Origin of the sequence: Pseudomonas sp. GM33 (assembly GCF_000282295.1) — a bacterium.
GTDB lineage: Bacteria > Pseudomonadota > Gammaproteobacteria > Pseudomonadales > Pseudomonadaceae > Aquipseudomonas > Aquipseudomonas laurylsulfatiphila.
Genome location: NZ_AKJO01000103.1, coordinates 44023 through 66851, shown reverse-complemented (window position 1 = coordinate 66851; position 22829 = coordinate 44023). Strand labels below are relative to the sequence as shown.

Here is a 22829-nt window from a genome sequence, read left to right as displayed (position 1 = left end):
CAGGCTCGCTCCTACAGGGGGCCGTCCGCACGTCATGTGAATGCTGCCTGCACGCGTGCAGGCATTCCCTCCAGCCGCCAGCCGTGTAGAATCGCGAACATTCATCGCCAGTCATCCCCGGCGGGTTTATGAGCTCAAGCTGAAGCGCGCGGCGATCCCGCAAAGTTATCGGCAACTTCCGGACACGCGGCCATTTCTGAGTGTTCCAGACGTCAATAGAAGCTCACTTCCCTTTTGATACCTGATTAGCCGCCCGGAGTGCTTCATGCCTGATTACCGCTCGAAAACATCCACCCACGGCCGCAACATGGCCGGCGCTCGCGCACTGTGGCGCGCCACGGGGATGAAAGATGACGACTTCAAGAAGCCGATCATCGCCATTGCCAACTCGTTCACCCAGTTCGTACCGGGCCACGTGCACCTCAAGGACCTGGGGCAACTGGTCGCCCGCGAGATCGAACGCGCTGGCGGCGTGGCCAAGGAATTCAACACCATCGCTGTCGATGACGGCATCGCCATGGGCCACGACGGCATGCTGTATTCGCTGCCGAGCCGCGAGATCATCGCCGACTCCGTCGAGTACATGGTCAACGCCCACTGCGCCGACGCCATCGTGTGCATTTCCAACTGCGACAAGATCACCCCTGGCATGCTGATGGCGTCCCTGCGCCTGAACATCCCGGTGATCTTCGTCTCCGGCGGCCCGATGGAGGCCGGCAAGACCAAACTCGCCTCCCACGGCCTCGACCTGGTCGACGCCATGGTGATCGCCGCCGACTCCAGCGCTTCTGACGAGAAAGTCGCTGAGTACGAGCGCAGCGCCTGCCCGACCTGCGGTTCGTGCTCCGGCATGTTCACCGCCAACTCGATGAACTGCCTGGTTGAAGCGCTGGGCCTGGCCTTGCCGGGCAACGGTTCGACCCTGGCCACCCACAGCGACCGCGAGCAGCTGTTCCTGCAGGCTGGCCGCACCATCGTCGAGCTGTGCAAGCGTTACTACGGCGAGAACGACGAGTCGGTGTTGCCGCGTAACATCGCCAACTTCCAGGCCTTCGAAAACGCCATGACCCTGGACATCGCCATGGGCGGCTCCACCAACACCATCCTGCACTTGCTGGCCGCCGCCCAGGAAGCCGAGATCGATTTCGACCTGCGCGACATCGACCGTCTGTCCCGTCACGTGCCGCAACTGTGCAAGGTCGCGCCGAACATCCAGAAGTACCACATGGAAGACGTGCACCGCGCCGGCGGGATCTTCAGCATCCTCGGTTCGCTGGCCCGTGGCGGCCTGCTGCACACGCAGTTGCCGACCGTGCACAGCCGCAGCATGGAAGAAGCCATCGCCAAGTGGGACATCACCCAGACCAACGACGAAGCCGTGCATCACTTCTTCAAGGCCGGTCCGGCGGGCATCCCGACGCAAACCGCGTTCAGCCAGTCGACCCGTTGGGAAACCCTGGACGACGACCGTGAAAACGGCTGCATCCGCAGTGTCGAGCACGCTTACTCGAAAGAAGGCGGCCTCGCCGTGCTTTACGGCAACATCGCCCTGGACGGCTGCGTGGTGAAAACCGCTGGCGTCGACGAGTCGATCCATGTCTTCGAAGGCAACGCGAAGATCTTCGAAAGCCAGGACAGTGCCGTACGCGGCATCCTCGCCGACGAAGTGAAGGAAGGCGACATCGTCATCATTCGCTACGAAGGTCCGAAAGGCGGCCCGGGCATGCAGGAAATGCTCTACCCGACCTCGTACCTGAAATCCAAAGGCCTGGGCAAAGCCTGCGCCCTGCTCACCGACGGCCGTTTCTCCGGCGGCACCTCGGGCCTGTCCATCGGCCACGCTTCGCCTGAAGCGGCTGCCGGCGGCGCAATCGGCCTGGTGCAGGACGGCGACAAGGTGCTGATCGATATTCCGAACCGCTCGATCAACCTGTTGGTCAGCGACGAAGAACTGGCCGCGCGCCGGGTCGAGCAGGACAAGAAAGGCTGGAAACCGGTGGAAGTGCGTCCACGTAAAGTGACCACCGCACTGAAAGCCTACGCCCTGCTGGCCACCAGTGCCGACAAGGGTGCCGTGCGTAACAAGGCGATGCTTGACGGGCTTTGATGCTTAATCGCTGAACAAAAAATACCCCGCCAAGTGCGGGGTATTTTGTTTCCACAGATCCCCTGTAGGAGCTGCCGCAGGCTGCGATCTTTTGATCTTGTTTTTTAAAATCAAAGTCAAAAGATCGCAGCCTTCGGCAGCTCCTACAGGGGGCCGGGGTTATTCCTGCGGGTCGAGGTTATCCAGCGCCTGGTTCACCGCCAGTTCGCCCAGCATGATGACCTGCGCGATCCCCAGCATCGTGCTGCGTTGAGAGCCTTCCAGCAGTCCGGCGAAGTCGCTGGCCATGACATTGGCCGAGGCAAGGGATTCGCAGGCGTGGGCCAACAGGGTTTCGGTGTCGAGGCCGGGCGCGATCACGAATGTTCGGCTGGGTTTACGCGGGGTGGAATTGATGCGGGTGGACAGGTTGTCGGTATTTGGGGGATCGGGGGTAATTTTGAGCATAGATAAAACTCCTTACACCATAAGACAAGGAGCCATCACCCTCGCTACCAAACGAATAGGTGGCGGCCATGCGCAGGTTGGTAGACCGGGGTGTAAGGAAACCGGCGCGCCCGAAAGCGCCCTGTGCATGACCACCATAAAAAGCAGAGACGCAAGAACGTCTGCAAATCATGAGGCGTTGCACCCTACACAGCCGGGCTACCAAACCCGATCACTGATGTTCAGTGACAGGTAGACGGTAGAGGCCGGGGGTAAGGCGCACAAGCCGGCGGATTCTGGCGTAGTCGTAGTCCCTTACGCAAGATTGCGTAGGTTGCGACTGTCAGGAGATGTCGTTCAAGCAGAGTCTTTCATTGCACCGACTGGCCTCATCGCGAGCAAGCTCGCTCCCACAGGGGATCTTCGGTGTTCACACAGTCTGTGTTTCACCCGAGATCTTTGTGGGAGCGAGCTTGCTCGCGATGGAGGCGACTCGGTCTTATTGAATCTCTTCAGGCTTCACGACCACCCAGTTCTTGTCGGCAGTCACCGTCAAACCTTCCTTGGCCTGGGCTGCGGCGTTCTTGGCCATCATGCCCTGGATCTGGGTCATGTATTTGTCCTTGCGGTTGACCCACAGGTGGATGCCGCCCTTGGCCACGTCAACGCTGTGGAACAGCATGTAGCCGTCGCTGCTCGGCGTATCGCCGCCCACCAGCACCGGTTTTTTCCACTGATCGATGTAGGTCAGGATCGCCGCCTGCTTGCCGGCCATCCAGGTCGCCGGGGTCCACAGGTACGGGGTCAGTTCGAGGCCGAGGTTGGCCTTCTCGTCATATTTGCCGTCAGTGATCTGCTTGCGCGCGGTGGTCAGTTCGCCCGTCTTCGGGTCCTTGAGCAGCAGCGACACGCCGATCACATTTTGCGGTTTGACGTTGTAGCCGTACTTCGGATCGGCCGCGACCATGCGCACCAGTTCTTCGGAGGCGGCGGTCATCACGTAGACCTCGATGCCGTTCTCCATCAGTTTGTTGTACAGCTCCTGCTGGCCGGTGAAGATTTTCGGCGGGTTGACGTCGAGTTTCTTGACCACGTCGCCTTCGTAATAAGTCGCCGGCACCGGCTTGCCGGACGCCATCATCTCGTCGACATAGCCCTTGAGCTCCTTGAGGGTAAAGCCGGAGAAGACCTGAGCGACCCATGGATAGCAAACCATGTCGTCGACTTCGCAGAGGCGGTAGTAGTAGCTGAACAGGCTTTCCTTGTGGTCGGCGGTGTCCTTGAACGGCATCAGCTTCAGGGAGGGATCGAGCTTGTCGCGGGTGATCAGGCCCTTGTTCTCCATGAACGGCAGCAACGACTCTTCGAGGTCGTAGCGGTAACTGGTGTTGTCCATGTCGAACACCGCGTAGTTACCCTTGTTGGCGTTGGCGGCGATCATCGCGTCCAGTGCCTTGGCCTGATCGGCTGGCCAGTGTTTCAGATCCGTTGCGAAAACCTGGCCGGCAAGGCCCAGGCAAAGTGCTGCAGCCAGTAATTTCGGTGCGAACTTCATTGGCGTTTCTCCCTGAATGTGAAAGAGATCGACGCTAACAAATAAGTGTGACAGTCCTCGTCTGTCAGCGACCGCCCGCGTCCCTTTCGCGCCAGCTGCATTTCTGACAGCGACATCCGCTTATTCCAAAAACGACGGATATCATACGTTTTTGATATTAATTCATTAGTTTTCAAGCTGTTAGGCTTTCCGGTTCGCGGTTGCCCAAGGGTGCAACCAGCACAAGTCTTATCGGAGTCTTCATGAATCTGCCGCTGATCCTCAATCTGCTGGTGTTCCTCGCTTTGCTTTTCGGCCTGGCGCAAACCCGCCACACGACATGGAGCCTGGCGAAAAAAGTCCTGCTCGCGCTGGTGCTGGGCGTGGTGTTCGGTGTGGCCTTGCACGCTGTCTACGGTGCCGGCAACCCGGTGCTGAAAGCCTCGATCGGCTGGTTCGATCTGGTGGGCAACGGCTATGTGCAGTTGCTGCAAATGATCGTGATCCCGCTGGTGTTCGCCTCGATCCTCAGCGCCGTGGCCCGTCTGCACAACGCTTCGTCGCTGGGCAAGATCAGCTTCCTGACCATCGGCACGCTGCTGTTCACCACGGCCATTGCGGCGCTGATCGGCATCGGCCTGACCAACCTGTTCGGCCTGACCGCCGAAGGCCTGGTGGCCGGCACCCAGGAAATGGCGCGCCTGCAGACCATCCAGACCGACTACGCCGGCAAGGTCGCCGACCTGAATGTGCCGCAGCTGCTGCTGTCGTTCATCCCGCAAAACCCCTTCGCCGACCTGGCGCGGGCCAAGCCGACGTCGATCATCAGCGTGGTGATTTTCGCTGCGTTCCTGGGTGTCGCGGCGCTGCAATTGCTCAAGGATGATGCCGAGAAAGGTCAGAAAGTGATCAACGCCATCGACACCCTGCAAGCCTGGGTGATGCGCCTGGTGCGCCTGGTGATGAAGCTGACCCCGTACGGCGTGCTGGCGCTGATGACCAAAGTGGTCGCCGGTTCCAACCTGCAAGACATCATCAAGCTCGGCAGTTTCGTGGTGGTGTCCTACATCGGCCTGGGCTTGATGTTCGTGGTGCATGGCGTGCTGGTGTCGGCCGCCGGGATCAACCCGCTGCGATTCTTCCGCAAGATCTGGCCGGTGCTGACGTTTGCGTTCACCAGCCGTTCCAGCGCAGCGACGATTCCGTTGAGCATCGAAGCGCAGACCAGCCGCCTGGGCATCCCGCAATCCATCGCCAGTTTCGCCGCTTCGTTCGGCGCGACCATTGGCCAGAACGGCTGTGCCGGTCTGTACCCTGCGATGTTGGCGGTGATGGTGGCGCCGACCGTGGGCATCAACCCGCTGGACCCATTATGGATCGCGACGCTGGTGGCGATTGTGACGCTGAGCTCGGCCGGTGTGGCCGGTGTCGGTGGTGGCGCGACCTTTGCCGCGTTGATCGTGCTACCGGCGATGGGCTTGCCGGTGTCACTGGTGGCGTTGCTGATTTCGGTCGAGCCGCTGATTGATATGGGGCGTACGGCGCTGAACGTGAGTGGTTCAATGACGGCCGGTGCGATTACCAGCCAGGTGATGCAGCAGACTGATAAAGAATTGCTGGATGCGGATGAGCATTCGGCGTTGGCGCACGCTTAAATCCTCCAGCGACTGAGGAGGCCCCTTCGCGAGCAAGCCCGCTCCCACTTTGGTCCTGCGGCGTACATAGATTCTGTATCCGCAGCAGATCAAATGTGGGAGCGGGCTTGCTCGCGAAGCTCTTAAGCTTTTTCCCAGACTTCGAAGTTGTACGCCGGCTTGTCGCCTTCCGCCGGATTCAGCACATCCGACACCAGTTTCCATTCCTTCAAATCAAACTCCGGAAACCACGCATCGCCCTCCGGGCTCAGCGCAACGCGGGTCAGGTACAACCGGTCAGCCTGCGCCAGCCCTTGCGCATACAACTGCGCGCCGCCAATCAGCATCAATTCATCGACGCCCTGTTCCTTCGCCCATGTTTCGGCGCGAACGACGGCGGCTTCCAGCGACGGATAAACCTCCGCGCCGTCGAGCTGCAGATCCGCCTGACGACTGACCACGATGTTCAGGCGGCCCGGCAGCGGACGACCGAGGGAATCCCAGGTCTTGCGACCCATGATGATCGGCTTGCCGAGGGTGGTGGCCTTGAAATATTTGAAGTCCCCCGGCAAGTGCCAGGGCATGCTGTTGTCGACGCCGATCACACGGTTTTCACCGAGGGCTGCGATCAGGCTGAGGGGGAGTGATTTAGTCATGCCGGCGAGGATACCAGAGCCTCGCTTTCGCCGATAAGCGCCACAGCGGTTATGCTCACAGCTCAATTAAGCGACGGGATGCCGCGTGACTGAACTCAATACCCTCTGGCTGACAGAAACCATCCGCCTGCGCGAAGAACATGCAGGCCCCCTGGAAGACCTGGAAGCCAACCGACTGGCCCGCAGCGCCGGCGGCGATTTGCCGTCGCGCATTCAACGCCGCGCCCTGTGGCTGGCTGAACGCGATGGCCTGACTACAGCCCTCAAACACTGGCTGCAAGGCGCGCGGCTGGCGCTGCTGGTGTTGGCGGTACTGGCCGTGATCAGCGGCGCCGGCCTTGCCTTCGCGGCTATGGGCGATGGTCTGCACCCGGTGAATGTGTTCTGGGCCTTGGGCAGCCTGCTCGGGCTCAATCTGGTCCTGCTGCTGAGTTGGGCGCTGGGACTGGTGTTTGCCGGCGAACACGGCGCCAGCCTCGGACGCCTGTGGCTATGGCTCAGCGAAAAACTCGCTCGTGACGCCAAAGCTGCGCAGTTGGCCCCCGCCCTGCTCCTGTTACTGCAACGGCAGAAACTCAATCGCTGGGCCATCGGCGTGCTGGTCAACAGCCTGTGGTTGTTGGCGATGCTCTGCGCGCTGGTGATCCTGCTGATGTTGATGGCGACCCGGCGCTACGGCTTCGTCTGGGAAACCACGATCCTCGGTGCCGACACCTTTATCGCTGTCACCCAAGCGTTGGGTGCGTTGCCGGCCCTGCTTGGCTTCAGTGTGCCGACCGTGGAGATGATCCGCGCCAGTGGCGATGCCGCACTGAACATCGAAAGTGCTCGCCAGGCCTGGGCCGCCTGGCTGGTGGGCGTACTGCTGGTCTACGGCGTTTTGCCGCGCCTGCTGCTCGCGCTGTTTTGCCTGTGGCGCTGGAAGACAGGGCAAACGGCGCTGCGCCTGGATTTGAACCTGCCCGGCTACGCGCAACTGCGCGAACGCTTGATGCCCACCAGCGAACGCCTCGGCGTCAGCGATGCGGCACCGGCGCAACTGCATCGCGTGGAAAGCGGTGTCACCGAGCAGCAAAGCGACGGCGCGCTGTTGGTCGCCATCGAACTGGACGACCAACGCCCGTGGCCACCGCAGTTGCTGAAAAACGTCAGTAACGCCGGCATCCTCGACAGTCGCGAATCGCGGCACAAACTCCTCGAACAACTGAGCCGCTTTCCCCCGGCACGCCTGGCCATCGCCTGCGATCCACGGCGTTCACCGGATCGCGGCAGCCTGGCCTTGATTGCCGAACTGGCCCGCAGCGCCAGCGCCACCCGCGTGTGGTTGTTGCAGGCGCCGCCCGGTGAAGCGCTGGACGCCGAACGCCTGGGCGACTGGCACATGGCGCTGCAACAGCTTGAGTTGCCGTTTGCCGATTGTGCACCGATGAACTGGCTGGAGACGGGTCATGACTGACACCAGGAAGCAGCCTCTGAAACTCGCCGTGGTCGGTCACACCAACGTCGGTAAAACCTCGTTGTTGCGTACCCTGACCCGCGATGTCGGTTTCGGTGAAGTCTCCCATCGTCCCAGTACCACGCGGCACGTCGAAGGCGCGCGGTTGTCGGTGGACGGCGAGCCACTGCTCGACCTCTACGACACCCCTGGCCTGGAAGACGCCATCGCCCTGCTCGATTACCTCGAACGCCTGGAACGCCCGGGTGAACGCCTCGACGGTCCGGCACGCCTGGCGCGTTTCCTTGAGGGCAGCGAAGCCCGGCAACGCTTCGAACAGGAAGCCAAGGTGCTGCGCCAGTTGCTGGCGTCGGATGCCGGTCTTTATGTGATCGACGCCCGTGAGCCGGTGCTGGCCAAGTATCGCGACGAGCTGGAAGTGTTGGCCAGTTGCGGCAAACCCTTGCTGCCGGTGCTGAATTTCGTCAGCAGCGCCAACCACCGCGAACCGGCCTGGCGTGAAGCGTTGGCGCGGCTGGGTTTGCATGCCCTGGTGCGTTTCGACAGTGTCGCGCCGCCGGAAGATGGCGAGCGTCGACTCTATGAAAGTCTCGCCCTGCTGCTGGAAACGGCCCGGCCGCAACTCGAGCGCCTGATCGCCGATCAGCAGGCCCAGCGTCTGGCTCGCCAGCAAAGCGCGGAGCGACTGATTGCCGAATTGCTGATCGATTGCGCGGCTTGCCGGCGCAGCGTGGTCAGTGAAGCCGAGCAGGAACAACAGGCGATCAGCGAATTGCGCAAAGCCGTACGCCAACGCGAGCAGCGCTGCGTCGAGGCCCTGCTCAAGCTCTACGCCTTCCGCCCACAGGATGCCGCGGCCAGTGATTTGCCGCTGCTCGACGGCCGTTGGGGAGATGACCTGTTCAACCCGGAAACCCTCAAGCAACTGGGTGTGCGCGTCGGTGGTGGAATTGCCGCAGGTGCCGCTGCCGGGGCCGGGGTCGATTTACTGGTGGGCGGGATTACCCTCGGCGCCGCTGCACTGGCCGGCGCCATCGCCGGTGGCGCCCTGCAAACCGCGCGCAGTTATGGCAGCCGCTTGCTGGGCAAGATCAAGGGCCAGCGCGAACTGACGGTGGATGACAACGTGCTGCGCCTGTTGGCGCTGCGCCAGCGGCAATTGCTGCAAGCGCTGAACGCCCGTGGGCATGCGGCGATGGACAGCATCCAGGTGGCCACGCCTCAGGAAAAGAGTTGGCGCGAAGGCAAGCTACCCGAAGCCCTTAACAAGGCTCGAGCACATCCGCAGTGGTCGTCGCTCAATCCGCATCCGAAGTTGAATCAGGCGGAGCGGCAGGAGCAGGTTGAGGAATTGGCCAAGCAACTCTGAGAGTATTCGTTCCCGCATGATGCAGGAACGAATACAAACTGGGATCAGTTGATCGGCATTACTTCCAGTTGAACATGAGAAATTCGGTTGCCAGCGACTTGACGTAATGTTCGTCCTTTTTATTGGCATGACCGTCGTTATCAACGTCCGACGCCAATATCCACTCCAGGCTGCCGTTGTTATCGACGTCATAGGCTGTCGCCTTGTACGCGATCGACGCACCTACCGGACTTCCCGTGCCTTCATGAAAATGCAGTCGTACAGCCTCGGGCGTTTCGTCGGTGGTAAAATCCTCGGAGAAAATTTGCAGGTAGCGGCGTGAACTGTCTGCCGGATTAAACCAATTCAGCTTCAAATACATTTGGGCGAATCGCTTGAGCAACTGTTCATCACGCACATTGCGCTTGCCGTCCCCATTGACGTCTTCGTTGCACAAATGATCAATACGGCCGTCGCCATTCATATCGAATACCGAAGCCTGGAGCAGCACCTTGTCAGGCTTCGCTCCTGGCATGACCTCACAAAAATGAAAATGAACAGTGTCGGCAGTTTTGTTCTGGCTTAGATCCTGGGCAATGATCTTTAAATAGCGCATTAGCATTCCTTGGCACATAAGTTGGCCTTGAACACTAGCGATCCGGTGCAGCCGGCTCTATAGCACCCGACGCCGCAGTCTGTAGGTTTTTTCGCAAACTACCCTCAGCCTAAACAGTTCCCGCCGCAGGAATCGGATCGCCGGTCAACAGTGACGCCGCCTTGCGCTTTAACACCTCCAGATCAATCACCGGCACATGCATCTCCTTGGCCTGCTCATCCCATTGCCGCATGCGCAAACTGACGTTGCACAACGGGTCCTGCTCGAAGGCATCGGCTTCGGCTTCGGTCATCACACCCCCCTGATATTCCAGGGTCCGGCGACTGGCCTCGCTCAGGCGTTCGTAGTACCCAGGTTCCCTGAGTGTCAGATAACGCTTGGCCTGGACGTGGTACTCCACCAACCGGGCCATGCGCTCGCTGAAGCCGGCATTGCGCAAATAATCGGCGCCCAGCCGTTCGTGGCTGACCACGCCGTAGCCGCCCATGTTCTCGGCACCCTCGGCGCAGATGTGCCCGATATCGTGGAAGAACGCCGCCAGCACGACTTCGTCGTCGAAGCCTTCGGCCATCGCGCATTGGGCGGCCTGGGACATGTGCTCGATCTGCGACACCGGCTCGCCGATGTAGTCGCTGTCGCCAAAGCGTTCGTAGAGGGCGAAGACCTTGGCGACGGTTTGTTCATTGCTGCGCATCAGAAGTCTCCCGGTCAGTGAGATTTGTGGTCAATGGTAGACCGCTTTCGCGAGCAAGCCCGCTCCCACATTGGAACGCATTTCCCTGTGGGAGCGGGCTTGCTCGCGAAGAGGCCCTTTCAGCCGATGAAGATCTTACTTGGCCGCCACTTTCTCGGATTTTCCGTCATAACGCTTGCGCCATTCAGTCAGGATCTCGTCGCGGTTCTTCGAGGCCCACGCGAAGTCGTTCTTGATCAGGCGCTGTTCGTAGTCAGCTGGCAGTTCGGTCTGCGGCTTGGCGATGCCAGGCTGGGCGAGCACGGCGAAGTTTTCCTTGTACAGTTCCATCGCTTCCGGGCTGGCGGAGAAGTCAGCCAGTTTCTTCGCGGCTTCCTCGTGGGCCGTGCCCTTGATCACGGCAGTCGCTTCGATTTCCCAGCCCAGGCCTTCCTTCGGCAGGATGATGTCCAGCGGTGCGCCCTGGCGCTTCAGCTGAACGGCCGGATATTCGAAGGAAATACCGATCGGGAACTCACCCGCAGCCGCCAGTTTGCAAGGCTTGGAACCGGAGTGAACGTACTGGCCGATGTTCTGGTGCAGGCCGTCCATGTAGGCCCAGCCCTGCTTCTCGCCGAAGGTTTGCAGCCAGGCGCTGACGTCGAGGAAGCCGGTGCCGGACGATGCCGGGTTCGGCATGACGATCTTGCCTTTGTACTCAGGCTTGGTCAGGTCTTGCCAGCTCACGGGTTTGCTCAGGCCCTGCTTTTCGGCTTCGACGGTGTTGAAGCAAATGGTCGCGGCCCAGACATCCATGCCGACCCAGGCTGGCGGGTTGGCGGCGTCGCGGTAGTTGGCGCCGATCTTGCCCAGGTCCTTCGGTGCATAGCTTTGCAGCATGCCCTGCTGGTCGAGGATCGCCAGGCTGGAAGCCGCCAGGCCCCACACGGCGTCAGCCTGCGGGCGGGTTTTTTCGGCGAGCAACTTGGCCGTGATGATGCCGGTGGAATCACGTACCCATTTGATTTCGACGTCCGGGTTGGCCTTTTCGAAGGCTTCTTTATAGGTTTTCAGCTGTTCGGCTTCGAGGGCGGTGTACACCGTCAACTCGGTTTTCGCCGCGAAGGCGTTCAGGCTGAAAGCGGTGAGGACAGCGGCGGCCAGGGCCATAGGCTTGAACATGATCTTTTCCTGTATTTGAGTTGAGGGTGTGAATCAGTGACCGGGCGCGGTCTGCCGCCAGGCCTGGGAGCGGCGCAGCAATCCGCGCGAGGCCCAGGCCAGCAGCAGGGACACGCCCGCCGAGGTGAACAGAATCAGGGTCGACATCGCCGCCGCACCGCCGACGTTGCCGGCGTCGTCCATGTTCAGCACCGCCACCGCCGCGAGGATGGTGTCGGGGCTGTAGAGGAAGATCGCCGCCGAGACGGTGGTCATGGCCGAGACGAACAGGTATCGCACGATGTCCAGCAGCGCCGGCAGGCAAATCGGCACGGTGACGCGCAAGTAGTGGCGGTACAGCGGCGCCTTGAGCGACAGCGCGGCGGCTTCGAACTCGGCATCGAGTTGACGCAATGCGGTGGTGGCGGTCATTTGCGCGGTGGTCAAATAGTGCGCAATGGTGCAGACGATCAGCAGGGTCATGGTCCCGTACAGCACATGCAGCGGGTTGCCGGTGAGGTTGAAGAAGAAGACATAACCCAACCCCAACACCAGGCCCGGCACCGCCATCGGAACGAAACTGAGCATGCGCAAGGCCAGGTTCAGGCCGCGTTGCCCCCTGGTTTTTTCCATCAGGTAGGCGCCGGTGAAAATCAGCAGGCTGCCGATCAACGCCGTGCCCAAGGCCATCTTCAAGCTGTTGCCGTAGGCCAGCCAGCCACCGCCGGCGGTTTCATTGAACTGGTAGTGGTTGAGCGACAGCGACAGGTTGTACGGCCAAAATTTCACCAGGGACGAGAACACCGCCATGCCGAACACCAGCAGCAACGCCGCGCTGATCAACAGGACGATGGCCAGGTAGCAAGCGTCGCGCAGCTTCGATGGCGCAGGCTTGAACACCTGGGCGCGACCGCTCATGGAGTCGCCGTGACGTCGACGCAACCAGGCATCGACGCCAAAGCTGAACAGCGCCGGCAGCAACAACACCATGCCGATCAAGGCACCGCGGCCGAATTGCTGTTGGCCGACCACGGCTTTATAGGCTTCCAGTGCCAGCACTTGATAGTCGCCACCGACCACCACCGGAACACCGAAATCAGTGATGCTCAGGGTGAACACCAGGCAGAACGCCGCGAAAACCGCCTGACGGGTCGCCGGCCAGGTGATGCTGCGGAACGCTTTCGCCGGACTGGCGCCCATGCTTGAAGCCGCATCGAACAATCGCGCATCTGCCAGGGACAAGGCCGACAGAAGAATCATCAAGGCGTGCGGGAAGGTGTAGATCACCTCACCCAGAACAATGCCCCAGAAGCCGTAGATGTTGTCCGAGAGCAGGCCACGCAGCATGCCCTGGTTGCCGAACAGGTAAACCAGCGCAATCCCGGGCAGCATCGACGGCGCCATCAATGGCAGCAGGGAAATGCCACGCCAGAGGCCTTTACCCGCAATCATGGTGCGCTGCAGCGCGTAGGCAAACAGGTAAGCCAGGGGTACGACAATCGCCGCGACGCTGAGGGAAACCTTCAGACTGTTGCCGAGCAACCAGTGGAAGTTCTCGCTGGTCACCAGTTCTTTCGCAGCAACCCAACCACCCCCCTGCCCGGCTTCAGCGCTGAAACCACGCCAGAAGATCGCCAGCAACGGCATCAATACGGCAACACCCAACAACACCAGCAGAAGCACTTTGCCGCCGACCACGAACAGCCGGTCACCGATCTCGGCACGGGAAGTCTGCCGAACCTGCTTGTGTGGCAGCGCCAGCGCGATGTTCGCGCTCATCAGGCAAACACCTGCAGGCTGCGTGGCGGCAAGGCGACCATGATCTGCTGGGCGCCAAGGCGCGGCATGGCTTCCGGTGCCAGTTCCGCCAACAGTGCATGGCCCGGCAAATGATCGAGTTCGAAGCTCATGCGGCAGCGGTTGCCGAGGAAGGTTATCTCACGAACCTTGGCCGGGAACAGGTTTTCCTCGTGCACCAGCGGATTGACGTTGATCGCTTCGGGGCGGCAGAACAAGCGGCCCGAGGCGGTCTTGGCGCTGCCGTCGGCCAGGCGCATGTTCATCCCGCCGACCTGGGCGTGGCTGTCGCTGCTGCGCTGGAACGGCAACCAGTTGCCCTGGCCGACGAACTCCGCCACGAACGGCGTGGCCGGGCGGTTGTAGATTTCCTGCGGCGTGGCGTACTGCTCGACTTTGCCGTTGTTCATCACGGCGATACGGTCGGCCATCAGCATGGCCTCGTCCTGATTGTGGGTCACCATCAGGGTGGTGATGCCGAGGTTGCGTTGCAGCTGGCGCAGTTCGGTGCACAAATGCTCCCGCACCCGGGCATCGAGGGCCGACATCGGCTCGTCGAGCAGCAACAGCGAAGGCGCCGGGGCCAGAGCGCGAGCCAGTGCAACCCGCTGCTGCTGACCACCGGACAACTGACCGGGATATTTTTTCTCGCTGCCGCCCAGGCCGACCAGTTCCAGCATCTGACCGACACGCTGGCGAATCTGGTCGCGACCATTGCCGGCGAGGCCGTAGGCAATGTTCGCTTCGACGGTGAGATTGGGAAACAACGCGTAGGACTGGAACAGAATGCCGTAGTCCCGCGCCTGGGGAACCAGGTGGGAAACGTCGCGGTCACCCAGGTACAACTCGCCGCTGTCCTGCTTTTCCAGGCCGGCGATGCAGCGCAGCAAGGTGGTCTTGCCACAGCCCGACGGCCCCAGCAGACACACCAGCTCACCGGCCGCCACGTCGAGTGAAACGTTATCCAGCGCCGTGAAAGCGCCAAAACGTTTCTGTATGCCGCGCACCTTCATCGGTGCGCCGGGGTTGGTCAGGGCAGTTGCGATCGAGTTGTTCATGGACGGGCCTCATCTGGCAGATGAAGGCCATCCTAGGGTTGTAATGCTTCCGTCATATGGCAGCGAGGCAAAAACGGCTGATAGTGGTATTGGTAAATTTTAGAGTGCCGGTGGAGTTCGGCAGGAGCGTTGTGCGCCTCAAATAAATACTCATCCAAACCACAATAAACATATATTTAATTACGCAAACTTCCAACGAAATAAAACAATACAAACCTCATACATAAACACCCTACAAAATCTCGCCTCTAACAAATACACTCCAACCATCAACCCCAAAACATTGAGAGACATCATGACGCCAACTGAACAACTTCTTTCCTTTACCGGAACATTAAGCTTTGATGGAAAATCGGTTGTCTTGAATTACAATCGCCTTATAAGCTATATCACGGACCAGAACACTCCTGCCAAAAAACGTGAATCTTTTATAAAACAGCTGGAAAGAATTCCCGAGCACGTTGTAACTGACCTCAACATGGAGCCGGAGTTACTTTACTTCCAACGCGACGGCGACCGTTATTTGATCAGGACACGAGGGCCTGGTCGATACAATGACCATTTACTGAGTCTGGAAGGCAGCGAGCGGTTACTATCCGCTTATTCCGGTACGAATCCGACCGGTTATTACGTCAGTCTTGTTCGAGGCAATGGCGGTAATTTTACAGTAGAAAACACATTAACCGACCAGCACACCATTTACATTCTCGCCGGAGGACGCAGACATCTATATAACTACCGTCTTCCCGGCTTCTCTGCTGCCTTCACTGACGAATATGAAGAGGATTTAGAGCTCGCTGCCTTTCAACTAACCATAATTGATCGAAACGTCGCCCCGTAGGTTAAAACCGTAGTGCACACCTGATTTTCAACAACCTGAAACTTCCTGCGCCAACCCAAGGAACGCCGCCGGCAATCGCGCGCCCTTGCGTTCCTTGAGGCAATACAGGTATTCGGGAATCTGCGGTGCTTTCTCGATGGTCAGCACCCGCAGTTGCGGATCATGAGGTACTTCCTGGCGGGCGATGATGCTGATGCCGATGTTGCGCAGCACCGCTTCGCGGATCGATTCGCGGCTGCCGATTTCCAGCAGCGGCCCGAAACTCACTCCGGCGCTTGCCAGCAATTCTTCGGTCAGGCGGCGGGTGGTTGAGCCCGGCTCGCGCATCAGCAGGGTATGCCCGGCCAGGGCGCCGAGTGGTACGTGATCATGAACCGCCAGTGGATGATTGCGATGCACCGCCAGCACCAGCGGATCGCTACCAAGCACCCGGCGAATCAGCCGCGCGTCATCGAGCAACTGCGACGACGCCGCGACATCGACCCGGTACTCTTCCAGCGCTTCGAGCACTTGCTGGGAATTGCCGATTTCCACCGACACCTCCACCTGGGGCAGGCGTTCGCGAAAGGTTTTCACCAGGTCGAGGATGTAATACGGCGCCGTGGCGGCAATACGCAATGTGCCCTGGACCTGGCCGCAGTTACGCAGGAAAAACTCGATGTCGGCCTCCTGCTGCATCAGCACCTTGACCATCGGCAGCAGCCGCGCGCCCTCCTCGCTGACGCTCAGGCGCCGACCGCCACGGTAGAACAGCTCGACCGAATACTGACTCTCCAGGTTGCGGATCTGCGTCGTCACCGTCGGTTGGCTCAGGCCAAGCTTTTTGGCAGCCTGGGTAATGCTGCCCAGGCGGGCCACCATGTAAAACGCCTTCAGCTCGGCACTCAGCACAACCGCCCCTCTTTCTTTACTTGCGCAGCAGGCGCAAACCGTTGAACACCACCAGCAAACTCACGCCCATGTCGGCGAACACTGCCATCCACATGGTAGCGACCCCGGCGAAGGTTACCCCAAGAAAGATCGCCTTGATGACCAACGCCAGGGCGATGTTTTGTTTGAGGATGCTCGACGTCTGCCGCGACAGGCGAATGAATGCCGGGACCTTGCGCAGATCGTCGTCCATCAGGGCGACATCGGCGGTTTCGATCGCTGTATCGGTGCCTGCGGCGGCCATGGCGAAACCAATCTCGGAGCGCGCCAGCGCAGGCGCGTCGTTGATGCCGTCGCCAACCATGCCGACCCGGTGCCCCTGGGCATAAAGAGCCTCGATAGACTGTAATTTGTCCCCTGGCAACAGGTCGCCCCTGGCTTCATCTATGCCAACCTGCGAGGCAATGGCCTGCGCAGTGTGGACGTTGTCGCCGGTGAGCATCAGGGTTTTGATGCCCAGGTCATGCAGTTGCTCGATGGCTTCGCGACTGGACGCCTTTACCGTATCGGCGACAGCGTACAGTGCCAAAGGACCTGACGAATCAAGCAGCAGCACCACCGACTTGCCCTGCTTTTCCAGGGCAAACAGTTTTTCTTCCAGCGCCGGCGAGCACAGGCCCAAATCCTCCACCAGACGATGGTTGCCCAGGTGGTAGAGTTGGCCGTTGATCTCGCCGCGCACACCGCGCCCGCCCAGGGCTTCGAAGTTATCCACAATCAGCGTCGTGCTCTGGTTATCCACAGCCGTTTTGGCGATGGCCAGGGAAACCGGGTGATCCGAGCGCCCGGCCAGCGCGGCGGCAATGGCTGGCGCCGATGCATCGGCGGTCGGGTCCAGCGACAGGTAATCGGTCTGCACCGGCTTGCCGTGGGTGATGGTGCCGGTCTTGTCCAGGGCCAGGTAGTCGAGCTTGTAACCACCTTCCAGATATACGCCGCCCTTGACCAGGATCCCTTTGCGCGCCGCCGCCGCGAGGCCGCTGACGATGGTCACCGGCGTGGAAATCACCAGCGCACACGGGCACGCCACTACCAGCAGTACCAGCGCCCGATAGATCCAGTCGAACCACAACGCGCCCATGAACAGCGGTGGGATGACCGCCACGGCCAGCGCAAGGACAAACACTGCCGGGGTGTAGATTTTCGAAAATTGATCGACGAATCGCTGGGTCGGCGCTCGCGCGCCTTGGGCCTGTTCAACGGCGTGGATGATGCGTGCCAGAGTTGAATTACCCGCGGCGGCAGTGACCGCGTACTCAAGGGAACCGGCCTGATTGATGGTGCCGGCGAACACTTTGTCGCCGACGGTTTTCTCCACCGGCAGGCTTTCCCCGGTAATGGGCGCCTGATCGATGGTCGAACGCCCGGAAAGCACTTCGCCGTCCAGACCAATGCGTTCGCCGGGACGCACACGCACCCGAGCGCCGATTTCGATGATTTTGACATCCTGCTCGACCCAACTGCCGTCGGCCTGCAACACCGTCGCCTGCTCCGGCGCCATCTGCATCAGCCCACCGATGGCATTGCGCGCACGATCCAGAGAGCGAGCCTCGATCAGCTCGGCCACGGTGAACAGGAACATCACCATCGCCGCTTCCGGCCATTGACCGATCAGGACGGCGCCGGTGACGGCAATGCTCATCAGCGCGTTGATATTCAGATTGAGGTTCTTGAGCGCGATCCAGCCCTTTTTATAGGTGCCGAGACCGCCGCTGAGGATGGACACCAGCGCAATGACCGCGACCACCCAATCAGGCGCGGTAGCGGTGAAGTGGATGACTTCCGCCAGCAATGCCCCCACACCGGACAACGCCAATGGCCACCAGTGTTTCCTGTCGGGTTTCGCTGCCGGTGTTTCAGCCCCCTGTTCCAGCGGTTCGGCGTGCATGCCCAGGGACTTGATCGCCTCGATGATTGGCTCGGTGCCTGGCAAATCGTGGGTCACGCCGAGCACCCGGTTGATCAGATTGAACTCCAGCTGCTGCACGCCTGTCAGCTTGCTTAGCTTGTTCTGGATCAGCGTCTGCTCGGTCGGGCAGTCCATCGCCTCGATGCGAAAGCTGCTCAGACGGGCACCCGCCGTCGGCGATTCGCTCAGCGTGACCCGCGCAGGCGCTGCCGTTTTTGATGAACAGCAAGCGTCGCCGTGACCGCCATGGTCATGCTTGGGCAAGGGTCGAAGCTTAACGCCGATTTCATGTTCGGCTACAGGTTTGTGGGTATGCTGAGAATCGCTCATTGGTTGCGTCCATAAGAGTGCCTGTTGCCCAGTAAAGACCCTGTAGCCACTATAGGGTCAAGCACCCATTTTGGAGTTTTGGAGATTGTCGTCATGAAGATTGGAGAATTGGCGAAACTCACGGACTGCGCCGTAGAGACGATCCGTTACTACGAGCGCGAGAACCTTCTGCCGGAACCGGCCCGCAGTGACGGCAACTATCGCGTCTACACCCAGGCCCACGCCGAGCGCCTGACCTTCATCCGCAACTGTCGCACCCTCGACATGACCCTCGAGGAAATCCGCAGCCTGCTGGCATTTCGCGACAGTCCGCAGGACCAGTGCGAAAGCGTCAATGCACTGATCGACGAACACATCCACCACGTCAAATCGCGGATCGACGGCCTGCTGGCCTTGCAGGCACAACTGCTCGACCTGCGCCAACGCTGCGGCGAGAGGCCGGGTGTCGATCCATGCGGGATTTTGCAGCGGCTGGAAGTGAGCGGCGGGGTTGTGGCAACAGAGGCCGAGCATTCCCATGTCGGCCGTAGTCACGGCCACTGAGAACACCACAAATCCCTGTGGGAGCGGGCTTGCCCGCGATAGCGGTATGTCAGTCACATCAATGTTGGATGTGCCGCCGCCATCGCGAGCAAGCCCGCTCCCACAGGTTCAGGCGTTGTACTTCAGACCGCCATTGGTGCGGTCATTGGCGCGTGGTGCTCGTAGCCTTCCAGCGAGAAGTCGCCCGGCTCCACCAGCTCCAGCCATTCCGGCTGATACACACCTGTCTTGGCAAACTCCGGCACACGGTCGGAAATCACCAGTTTCGGCATCGGGAACGGCTCACGCTTGAGCTGTTCGTTGAGCATGTCCAGGTGATTTTCGTAGACGTGCGCATCACCGATGAAATAGGTGAACCAGCGTGGCGTGTAGCCGGTCAGGCGACCGATCAGGCTCAGCAGCGCGGCGCCTTCGGTGAGGTTGAACGGCGTGCCCAGGCCCAGGTCGTTGGAGCGGATGTAGAGGGTCAAGGAAATCTCTTTGGTCTCGACATTCGGGTGGAACTGGTACAGCAGGTGGCACGGCGGCAAGGCCATTTCATCAAGCTGGGCGCAGTTCCAGCCGTGGAACAGGATGCGACGGCTGCCCGGGTCCTTGATGATGGTGTCGACGCACTGGCGCACCTGGTCGATGGCCTTGTACAGCACCACATAGGCCTGGCCGTTTTCCTCGCCTTCGGCAATCTGGCGGTAGCCTTGCTTCAGGGTCTGCTCGATGGCGGCCGGGTTGCTGAGCGGAATCTGCTTGTACGCCGGCCATTTGCGCCATTGCACGCCGTAGATTTCGCCAAGGTCGTCTTCGCCCTGGCGGAACGGGTTGGCCAGCCACTGGGCGTTTTCGTTGGCGTTCTGGTCCCAGACCTTGCAGCCCAGGGCACGGAATTCGGCAGCGTTGTTCACGCCACGGAGGAATCCGCACATTTCGCCGATGGCCGATTTGAAGGCCATCTTGCGCGTGGTGATCGCCGGAAAACCTTCCTGCAGGTCATAACGCAGCATCGCACCGGGAAAGCTGATGGTGTTCACGCCGGTACGGTTGGCCTGCTTGGTGCCGTTCTTGATGACGTGGGCGACCAGTTCGAGATATTGCTTCATGAGTTACCTGTGTCCTTGAACCCGCAGCCTTCGCTGCGGGGTTCGAATTTTATACGGCTGCCGCTGGCGTTGCCGGGGCGCGGTGATACGCCAGCCAGATCAGGACCAGGCCGCCGACGATCATCGGCAGGCACAGCACCTGGCCCATGGTCAGCCAGTTCCAGGCCAGATAGCCCAGCTGCGCGTCCGGTACGCGGACGAATTCGACGATGAAACGGAAGATGCCATAGAACAGCGCGAACATCCCCGATACCGCCATGGTCGGCCGCGGCTTGCGCGAGAACAACCAGAGGATCAGGAACAGCGCCACACCTTCGAGGGCGAACTGGTACAGCTGCGAGGGGTGACGCGGCAACTGCGCCGGGTCGCTGAACGGCGGGAAGATCATCGCCCACGGCACGTCGGTCGGCTTGCCCCACAGTTCGGCATTGATGAAGTTGCCGATACGCCCGGCCCCCAGGCCAATCGGCACCATCGGCGCAACGAAATCCATCAGCTGGAAGAACGACTTGTTGTTCTTTTTACCGAACCACAGCGCCGCCAGCATCACGCCGATGAAACCGCCATGGAACGACATGCCGCCCTTCCACACTTCGAAAATCAGCGTCGGGTTGGCCAGATAGGCGCTCAGGTCGTAGAACAGCACATAACCCAGGCGTCCGCCGACGATCACCCCCATCGACATCCAGAACACCATGTCGGAGAGCTTCTCCTTGGTCCAGGTCGGGTCGAAGCGGTTCAACCGGCGGGAGGCCAGCAGCCAGGCGCCGCCGATGCCGATCAGGTACATCAGGCCGTACCAGTGGATTTTCAGCGGACCGATGGCCAGGGCCACCGGGTCGATCTGCGGGTAAGGCAGCATTGCGACTCCTCGTTAGAGTTCAAATCTCAAAAATTCCCGGGCGACGCTGCCACCTCAGGATTAAGCCAGGATTGCGCTGTGCGTCAGAGCAGATGCTTCAGACTAGAAAGTTCAGGCCGACGCAGAACAGCAAAGCGGCAAACAGCCTTTTCAGCAACCTCGGCGACAACCTGTGGGCCAGTCGCGCGCCCAAACGGGCGAACACCATGCTGGTCAGGGCAATGCCCAGCAGCGCCGGCAAATAAACAAAACCGAGACTATGGGCCGGAAGCAACGGATCGTGCCAGCCCAGAATCATGAAACTTAATGCACTGGCCAGGGCAATCGGCAGACCGCAGGCCGATGAAGTGGCCACGGCTTGCTGCATCGGTACGCTGCGCCAGGTCAGGAATGGCACGGTCAATGAACCGCCGCCAATGCCGAAAATCGCCGAGGCCCAGCCAATCACGCTGCCGGCCACGGTCAGACCGAGTTTGCCCGGCACGGTTCGGCTGGCCTTGGGTTTGACCTCCAGTGCCAGTTGAGCGGCGATCACCAGGGCGAATACACCAATGAGTTTCTGCAGGTTGGGGCCGGAAATCGCTTCCGCCGTCAAGGCGCCGAACCCGGCACCGATCAGTATGCCGACGGTCATCCACATGAAGATCGGCCAACGCACGGCGCCACGGCGGTGATGCTCGCGTACCGCGTTGACCGAGGTAAAGATGATCGTCGCCAGGGACGTCCCCACCGCCAGGTGCGTGAGGATCGACGGATCGAACCCTTGGGCCTTGAAGCTGAACACCAGCACCGGGACGATGATGATCCCGCCACCCACCCCAAACAGCCCGGCGAGCACACCTGCACAGGCGCCGAGCGCCAGATAGAGCAGAAATTCCATGGTTGTCCCGCCCGTATCCCCAAAACCGGAGCGGCATGGTAACGGATGCATGGCCTCAAGCTCCACTGTGCAAGGCGATGGATCGATGAGCGATGTCTGCGTAGAGTGAGCAAAAAACACACAAGGACAGCCTGATGTGCCTGATTGTTTTTGCCTGGCGACCGGGTCATGCCCAGCCGCTGGTCGTGGCGGCGAATCGCGATGAATTCTACGCCCGCCCCAGCCTCCCTCTGGCGCCATGGCCCGAAGCACCGCACGTGCATGCAGGGCGCGACCTCGAGGCCGGTGGCACCTGGCTCGGTGTCGGTGCCAACGGACGTTTTGCGGCGCTGACCAATATCCGCGACCCCCACCGACCGCCAGGGCGCAAGTCTCGCGGGGAGCTGGTCGCGCGATTTCTCACCGGAGAACTGACGATTGACGACTATTTAGCCGACGTTGTCGACCGTTCGCTGGAATATGGTGGCTTTAACCTGCTGGTCGGCAATTCCCATGAGCTCTGGCACTTCAATCAACGGGAAGCGGAAGCCGTCATGCTGGCACCGGGGGTCTACGGGTTATCCAATGCCGGACTGGATACACCCTGGCCGAAACTGCTCAAGGCCAGGGCGGCGTTGAGCGAGGTGCTGGCTGATCCACAGCCTCAGGCACTGCTGGCATTATTGAGCGATGCGCAGACCGCGCCGTTTGCCGAGTTGCCGGACACGGGAGTGGGGCTGGCGACCGAGACGTTGCTGTCGAGTGTGTTCATTGCCAGCCAGAGTTATGGGACGCGGGCGAGCACGGCGTTGGTTGTGCAGGCGGATGGCACGCGGCATATCGTGGAACGCAGTTTCGGGCCGTATGGCGGGCATCTTGGGGAAGTGGAGATCAGAATTTAGTTTTGCGCTGTTCGTGCGGACCCTTTCGCGAGCAAGCCCGCTCCCACAGGGGATTTGCGTCGTTCACAAATCCAGTGTGGGAGCGGGCTTGCT

The 22829-nt window shown here is 60.6% G+C and carries 20 protein-coding genes; 7 read left to right on the top strand and 13 right to left on the bottom strand.

Translation table 11 applies throughout. The features are described 5' to 3' along the window. Positions 1 to 265 precede the first annotated feature (265 nt). On the top strand, positions 266 to 2107 hold the full coding sequence (gene ilvD, locus PMI26_RS09915) for a dihydroxy-acid dehydratase (protein ID WP_007976450.1): 1842 nt from the start codon (positions 266 to 268) through the stop codon (positions 2105 to 2107). A 159-nt stretch (positions 2108 to 2266) separates the two neighbouring features. On the opposite strand, the gene PMI26_RS09920 is transcribed toward ilvD, so the two are convergent. Together PMI26_RS09920 and PMI26_RS09925 are read right to left on the bottom strand one after the other, a co-directional pair. Continuing rightward, complete coding sequence (locus PMI26_RS09920; protein WP_007976448.1) at positions 2267 to 2554, bottom strand: DUF6124 family protein; 288 nt, start codon at positions 2552 to 2554, stop codon at positions 2267 to 2269. A 478-nt stretch (positions 2555 to 3032) separates the two neighbouring features. Next, complete coding sequence (locus tag PMI26_RS09925) at positions 3033 to 4088, bottom strand: phosphorylcholine phosphatase (protein ID WP_007976445.1); 1056 nt, start codon at positions 4086 to 4088, stop codon at positions 3033 to 3035. 242 nt (positions 4089 to 4330) lie between these two features. On the opposite strand from PMI26_RS09925, the gene PMI26_RS09930 reads away from it, so the two are divergent. After that, complete coding sequence (locus tag PMI26_RS09930) at positions 4331 to 5722, top strand: L-cystine transporter (RefSeq protein WP_007976443.1); 1392 nt, start codon at positions 4331 to 4333, stop codon at positions 5720 to 5722. 122 nt (positions 5723 to 5844) lie between these two features. Here PMI26_RS09930 and PMI26_RS09935 read toward each other — a convergent pair whose 3' ends face one another. Then, positions 5845 to 6357 carry a dihydrofolate reductase gene (locus tag PMI26_RS09935; protein WP_007976441.1) on the bottom strand — a complete coding sequence of 171 codons (513 nt, stop codon included), beginning with the start codon at positions 6355 to 6357 and terminating at the stop codon, positions 5845 to 5847. Positions 6358 to 6442: 85 nt separating this feature from the next. Between PMI26_RS09935 and PMI26_RS09940 the strand changes: the two genes are divergently transcribed. Together PMI26_RS09940 and PMI26_RS09945 are read left to right on the top strand one after the other, a co-directional pair. After that, on the top strand, positions 6443 to 7813 hold the full coding sequence (locus PMI26_RS09940; RefSeq protein WP_007976438.1) for a DUF2868 domain-containing protein: 1371 nt from the start codon (positions 6443 to 6445) through the stop codon (positions 7811 to 7813). Continuing rightward, a complete protein-coding gene (locus PMI26_RS09945; RefSeq protein ID WP_007976436.1) occupies positions 7806 to 9182 on the top strand; it encodes a GTPase/DUF3482 domain-containing protein in 1377 nt (458 codons plus the stop codon). Before PMI26_RS09940 ends, PMI26_RS09945 begins: the two co-directional genes overlap by 8 nt. Before the next feature lie 58 nt (positions 9183 to 9240). Here PMI26_RS09945 and PMI26_RS09950 read toward each other — a convergent pair whose 3' ends face one another. The 5 genes from PMI26_RS09950 to PMI26_RS09970 form a co-directional block, all read right to left on the bottom strand. Continuing rightward, the gene (locus tag PMI26_RS09950; RefSeq protein ID WP_007976434.1) at positions 9241 to 9777 is read right to left on the bottom strand and encodes a hypothetical protein; all 537 of its coding nucleotides are present in this window, start codon (positions 9775 to 9777) and stop codon (positions 9241 to 9243) included. Positions 9778 to 9886: 109 nt separating this feature from the next. Continuing rightward, entirely contained in the window at positions 9887 to 10471 is a 585-nt protein-coding gene (locus PMI26_RS09955; protein ID WP_007976432.1) for a phosphonate degradation HD-domain oxygenase, read from the bottom strand. 135 nt (positions 10472 to 10606) lie between these two features. After that, positions 10607 to 11632, bottom strand: a complete 1026-nt coding sequence (locus PMI26_RS09960; RefSeq protein WP_007976431.1) for a putative 2-aminoethylphosphonate ABC transporter substrate-binding protein — start codon at positions 11630 to 11632, stop codon at positions 10607 to 10609. A gap of 33 nt (positions 11633 to 11665) precedes the next feature. Next, positions 11666 to 13390: a putative 2-aminoethylphosphonate ABC transporter permease subunit gene (locus PMI26_RS09965; protein ID WP_007976429.1), complete on the bottom strand. Its 1725-nt coding sequence runs from the start codon at positions 13388 to 13390 to the stop codon at positions 11666 to 11668. Then, positions 13390 to 14466, bottom strand: coding sequence for a putative 2-aminoethylphosphonate ABC transporter ATP-binding protein (locus PMI26_RS09970; RefSeq protein ID WP_007976427.1), 1077 nt, complete (start codon positions 14464 to 14466; stop codon positions 13390 to 13392). The genes PMI26_RS09965 and PMI26_RS09970 overlap by 1 nt, the downstream gene beginning before the upstream one ends. Positions 14467 to 14761: 295 nt before the next feature. On the opposite strand from PMI26_RS09970, the gene PMI26_RS09975 reads away from it, so the two are divergent. Next, positions 14762 to 15307: a hypothetical protein gene (locus PMI26_RS09975; RefSeq protein WP_007976425.1), complete on the top strand. Its 546-nt coding sequence runs from the start codon at positions 14762 to 14764 to the stop codon at positions 15305 to 15307. Between the two features lie 27 nt (positions 15308 to 15334). On the opposite strand, the gene PMI26_RS09980 is transcribed toward PMI26_RS09975, so the two are convergent. Both PMI26_RS09980 and PMI26_RS09985 read right to left on the bottom strand, forming a co-directional pair. Then, a complete protein-coding gene (locus PMI26_RS09980; RefSeq protein WP_007976423.1) occupies positions 15335 to 16198 on the bottom strand; it encodes a LysR family transcriptional regulator in 864 nt (287 codons plus the stop codon). 16 nt (positions 16199 to 16214) lie between these two features. Further along, positions 16215 to 18476, bottom strand: coding sequence for a heavy metal translocating P-type ATPase (locus tag PMI26_RS09985; RefSeq protein WP_007976421.1), 2262 nt, complete (start codon positions 18474 to 18476; stop codon positions 16215 to 16217). 93 nt (positions 18477 to 18569) lie between these two features. Between PMI26_RS09985 and cadR the strand changes: the two genes are divergently transcribed. Continuing rightward, a complete protein-coding gene (cadR, locus tag PMI26_RS09990) occupies positions 18570 to 19019 on the top strand; it encodes a Cd(II)/Pb(II)-responsive transcriptional regulator (protein ID WP_007976419.1) in 450 nt (149 codons plus the stop codon). Positions 19020 to 19141: 122 nt separating this feature from the next. Here cadR and PMI26_RS09995 read toward each other — a convergent pair whose 3' ends face one another. The 3 genes from PMI26_RS09995 to PMI26_RS10005 form a co-directional block, all read right to left on the bottom strand. Continuing rightward, entirely contained in the window at positions 19142 to 20113 is a 972-nt protein-coding gene (locus PMI26_RS09995; protein ID WP_007976417.1) for a thymidylate synthase, read from the bottom strand. Positions 20114 to 20162: 49 nt separating this feature from the next. After that, positions 20163 to 20975 carry a prolipoprotein diacylglyceryl transferase gene (gene lgt / locus PMI26_RS10000; RefSeq protein WP_007976415.1) on the bottom strand — a complete coding sequence of 271 codons (813 nt, stop codon included), beginning with the start codon at positions 20973 to 20975 and terminating at the stop codon, positions 20163 to 20165. A 97-nt stretch (positions 20976 to 21072) separates the two neighbouring features. After that, a complete protein-coding gene (locus PMI26_RS10005; protein WP_033048041.1) occupies positions 21073 to 21855 on the bottom strand; it encodes a sulfite exporter TauE/SafE family protein in 783 nt (260 codons plus the stop codon). 134 nt (positions 21856 to 21989) lie between these two features. Between PMI26_RS10005 and PMI26_RS10010 the strand changes: the two genes are divergently transcribed. Further along, positions 21990 to 22736 carry an NRDE family protein gene (locus PMI26_RS10010; protein WP_007976412.1) on the top strand — a complete coding sequence of 249 codons (747 nt, stop codon included), beginning with the start codon at positions 21990 to 21992 and terminating at the stop codon, positions 22734 to 22736. Positions 22737 to 22829: the final 93 nt, after the last annotated feature.

What these genes read in the sequence shown, in the direction of transcription:
- lgt (WP_007976415.1), bottom strand. Translation starts at nt 20,975, where the DNA reads ATGCTGCCTTACCCGCAGATCGACCCGGTGGCCCTGGCCATCGGTCCG.
- PMI26_RS09985 (WP_007976421.1), bottom strand. Translation starts at nt 18,476, where the DNA reads ATGAGCGATTCTCAGCATACCCACAAACCTGTAGCCGAACATGAAATC.
- PMI26_RS10005 (WP_033048041.1), bottom strand. Translation starts at nt 21,855, where the DNA reads ATGGAATTTCTGCTCTATCTGGCGCTCGGCGCCTGTGCAGGTGTGCTC.
- PMI26_RS09970 (WP_007976427.1), bottom strand. Translation starts at nt 14,466, where the DNA reads ATGAACAACTCGATCGCAACTGCCCTGACCAACCCCGGCGCACCGATG.
- ilvD (WP_007976450.1), top strand. Translation starts at nt 266, where the DNA reads ATGCCTGATTACCGCTCGAAAACATCCACCCACGGCCGCAACATGGCC.
- PMI26_RS10010 (WP_007976412.1), top strand. Translation starts at nt 21,990, where the DNA reads ATGTGCCTGATTGTTTTTGCCTGGCGACCGGGTCATGCCCAGCCGCTG.
- PMI26_RS09995 (WP_007976417.1), bottom strand. Translation starts at nt 20,113, where the DNA reads ATGAAGCAATATCTCGAACTGGTCGCCCACGTCATCAAGAACGGCACC.
- PMI26_RS09965 (WP_007976429.1), bottom strand. Translation starts at nt 13,390, where the DNA reads ATGAGCGCGAACATCGCGCTGGCGCTGCCACACAAGCAGGTTCGGCAG.
- PMI26_RS09975 (WP_007976425.1), top strand. Translation starts at nt 14,762, where the DNA reads ATGACGCCAACTGAACAACTTCTTTCCTTTACCGGAACATTAAGCTTT.
- PMI26_RS09945 (WP_007976436.1), top strand. Translation starts at nt 7,806, where the DNA reads ATGACTGACACCAGGAAGCAGCCTCTGAAACTCGCCGTGGTCGGTCAC.
- PMI26_RS09960 (WP_007976431.1), bottom strand. Translation starts at nt 11,632, where the DNA reads ATGTTCAAGCCTATGGCCCTGGCCGCCGCTGTCCTCACCGCTTTCAGC.
- cadR (WP_007976419.1), top strand. Translation starts at nt 18,570, where the DNA reads ATGAAGATTGGAGAATTGGCGAAACTCACGGACTGCGCCGTAGAGACG.
- PMI26_RS09925 (WP_007976445.1), bottom strand. Translation starts at nt 4,088, where the DNA reads ATGAAGTTCGCACCGAAATTACTGGCTGCAGCACTTTGCCTGGGCCTT.
- PMI26_RS09920 (WP_007976448.1), bottom strand. Translation starts at nt 2,554, where the DNA reads ATGCTCAAAATTACCCCCGATCCCCCAAATACCGACAACCTGTCCACC.
- PMI26_RS09955 (WP_007976432.1), bottom strand. Translation starts at nt 10,471, where the DNA reads ATGCGCAGCAATGAACAAACCGTCGCCAAGGTCTTCGCCCTCTACGAA.
- PMI26_RS09950 (WP_007976434.1), bottom strand. Translation starts at nt 9,777, where the DNA reads ATGCGCTATTTAAAGATCATTGCCCAGGATCTAAGCCAGAACAAAACT.
- PMI26_RS09930 (WP_007976443.1), top strand. Translation starts at nt 4,331, where the DNA reads ATGAATCTGCCGCTGATCCTCAATCTGCTGGTGTTCCTCGCTTTGCTT.
- PMI26_RS09935 (WP_007976441.1), bottom strand. Translation starts at nt 6,357, where the DNA reads ATGACTAAATCACTCCCCCTCAGCCTGATCGCAGCCCTCGGTGAAAAC.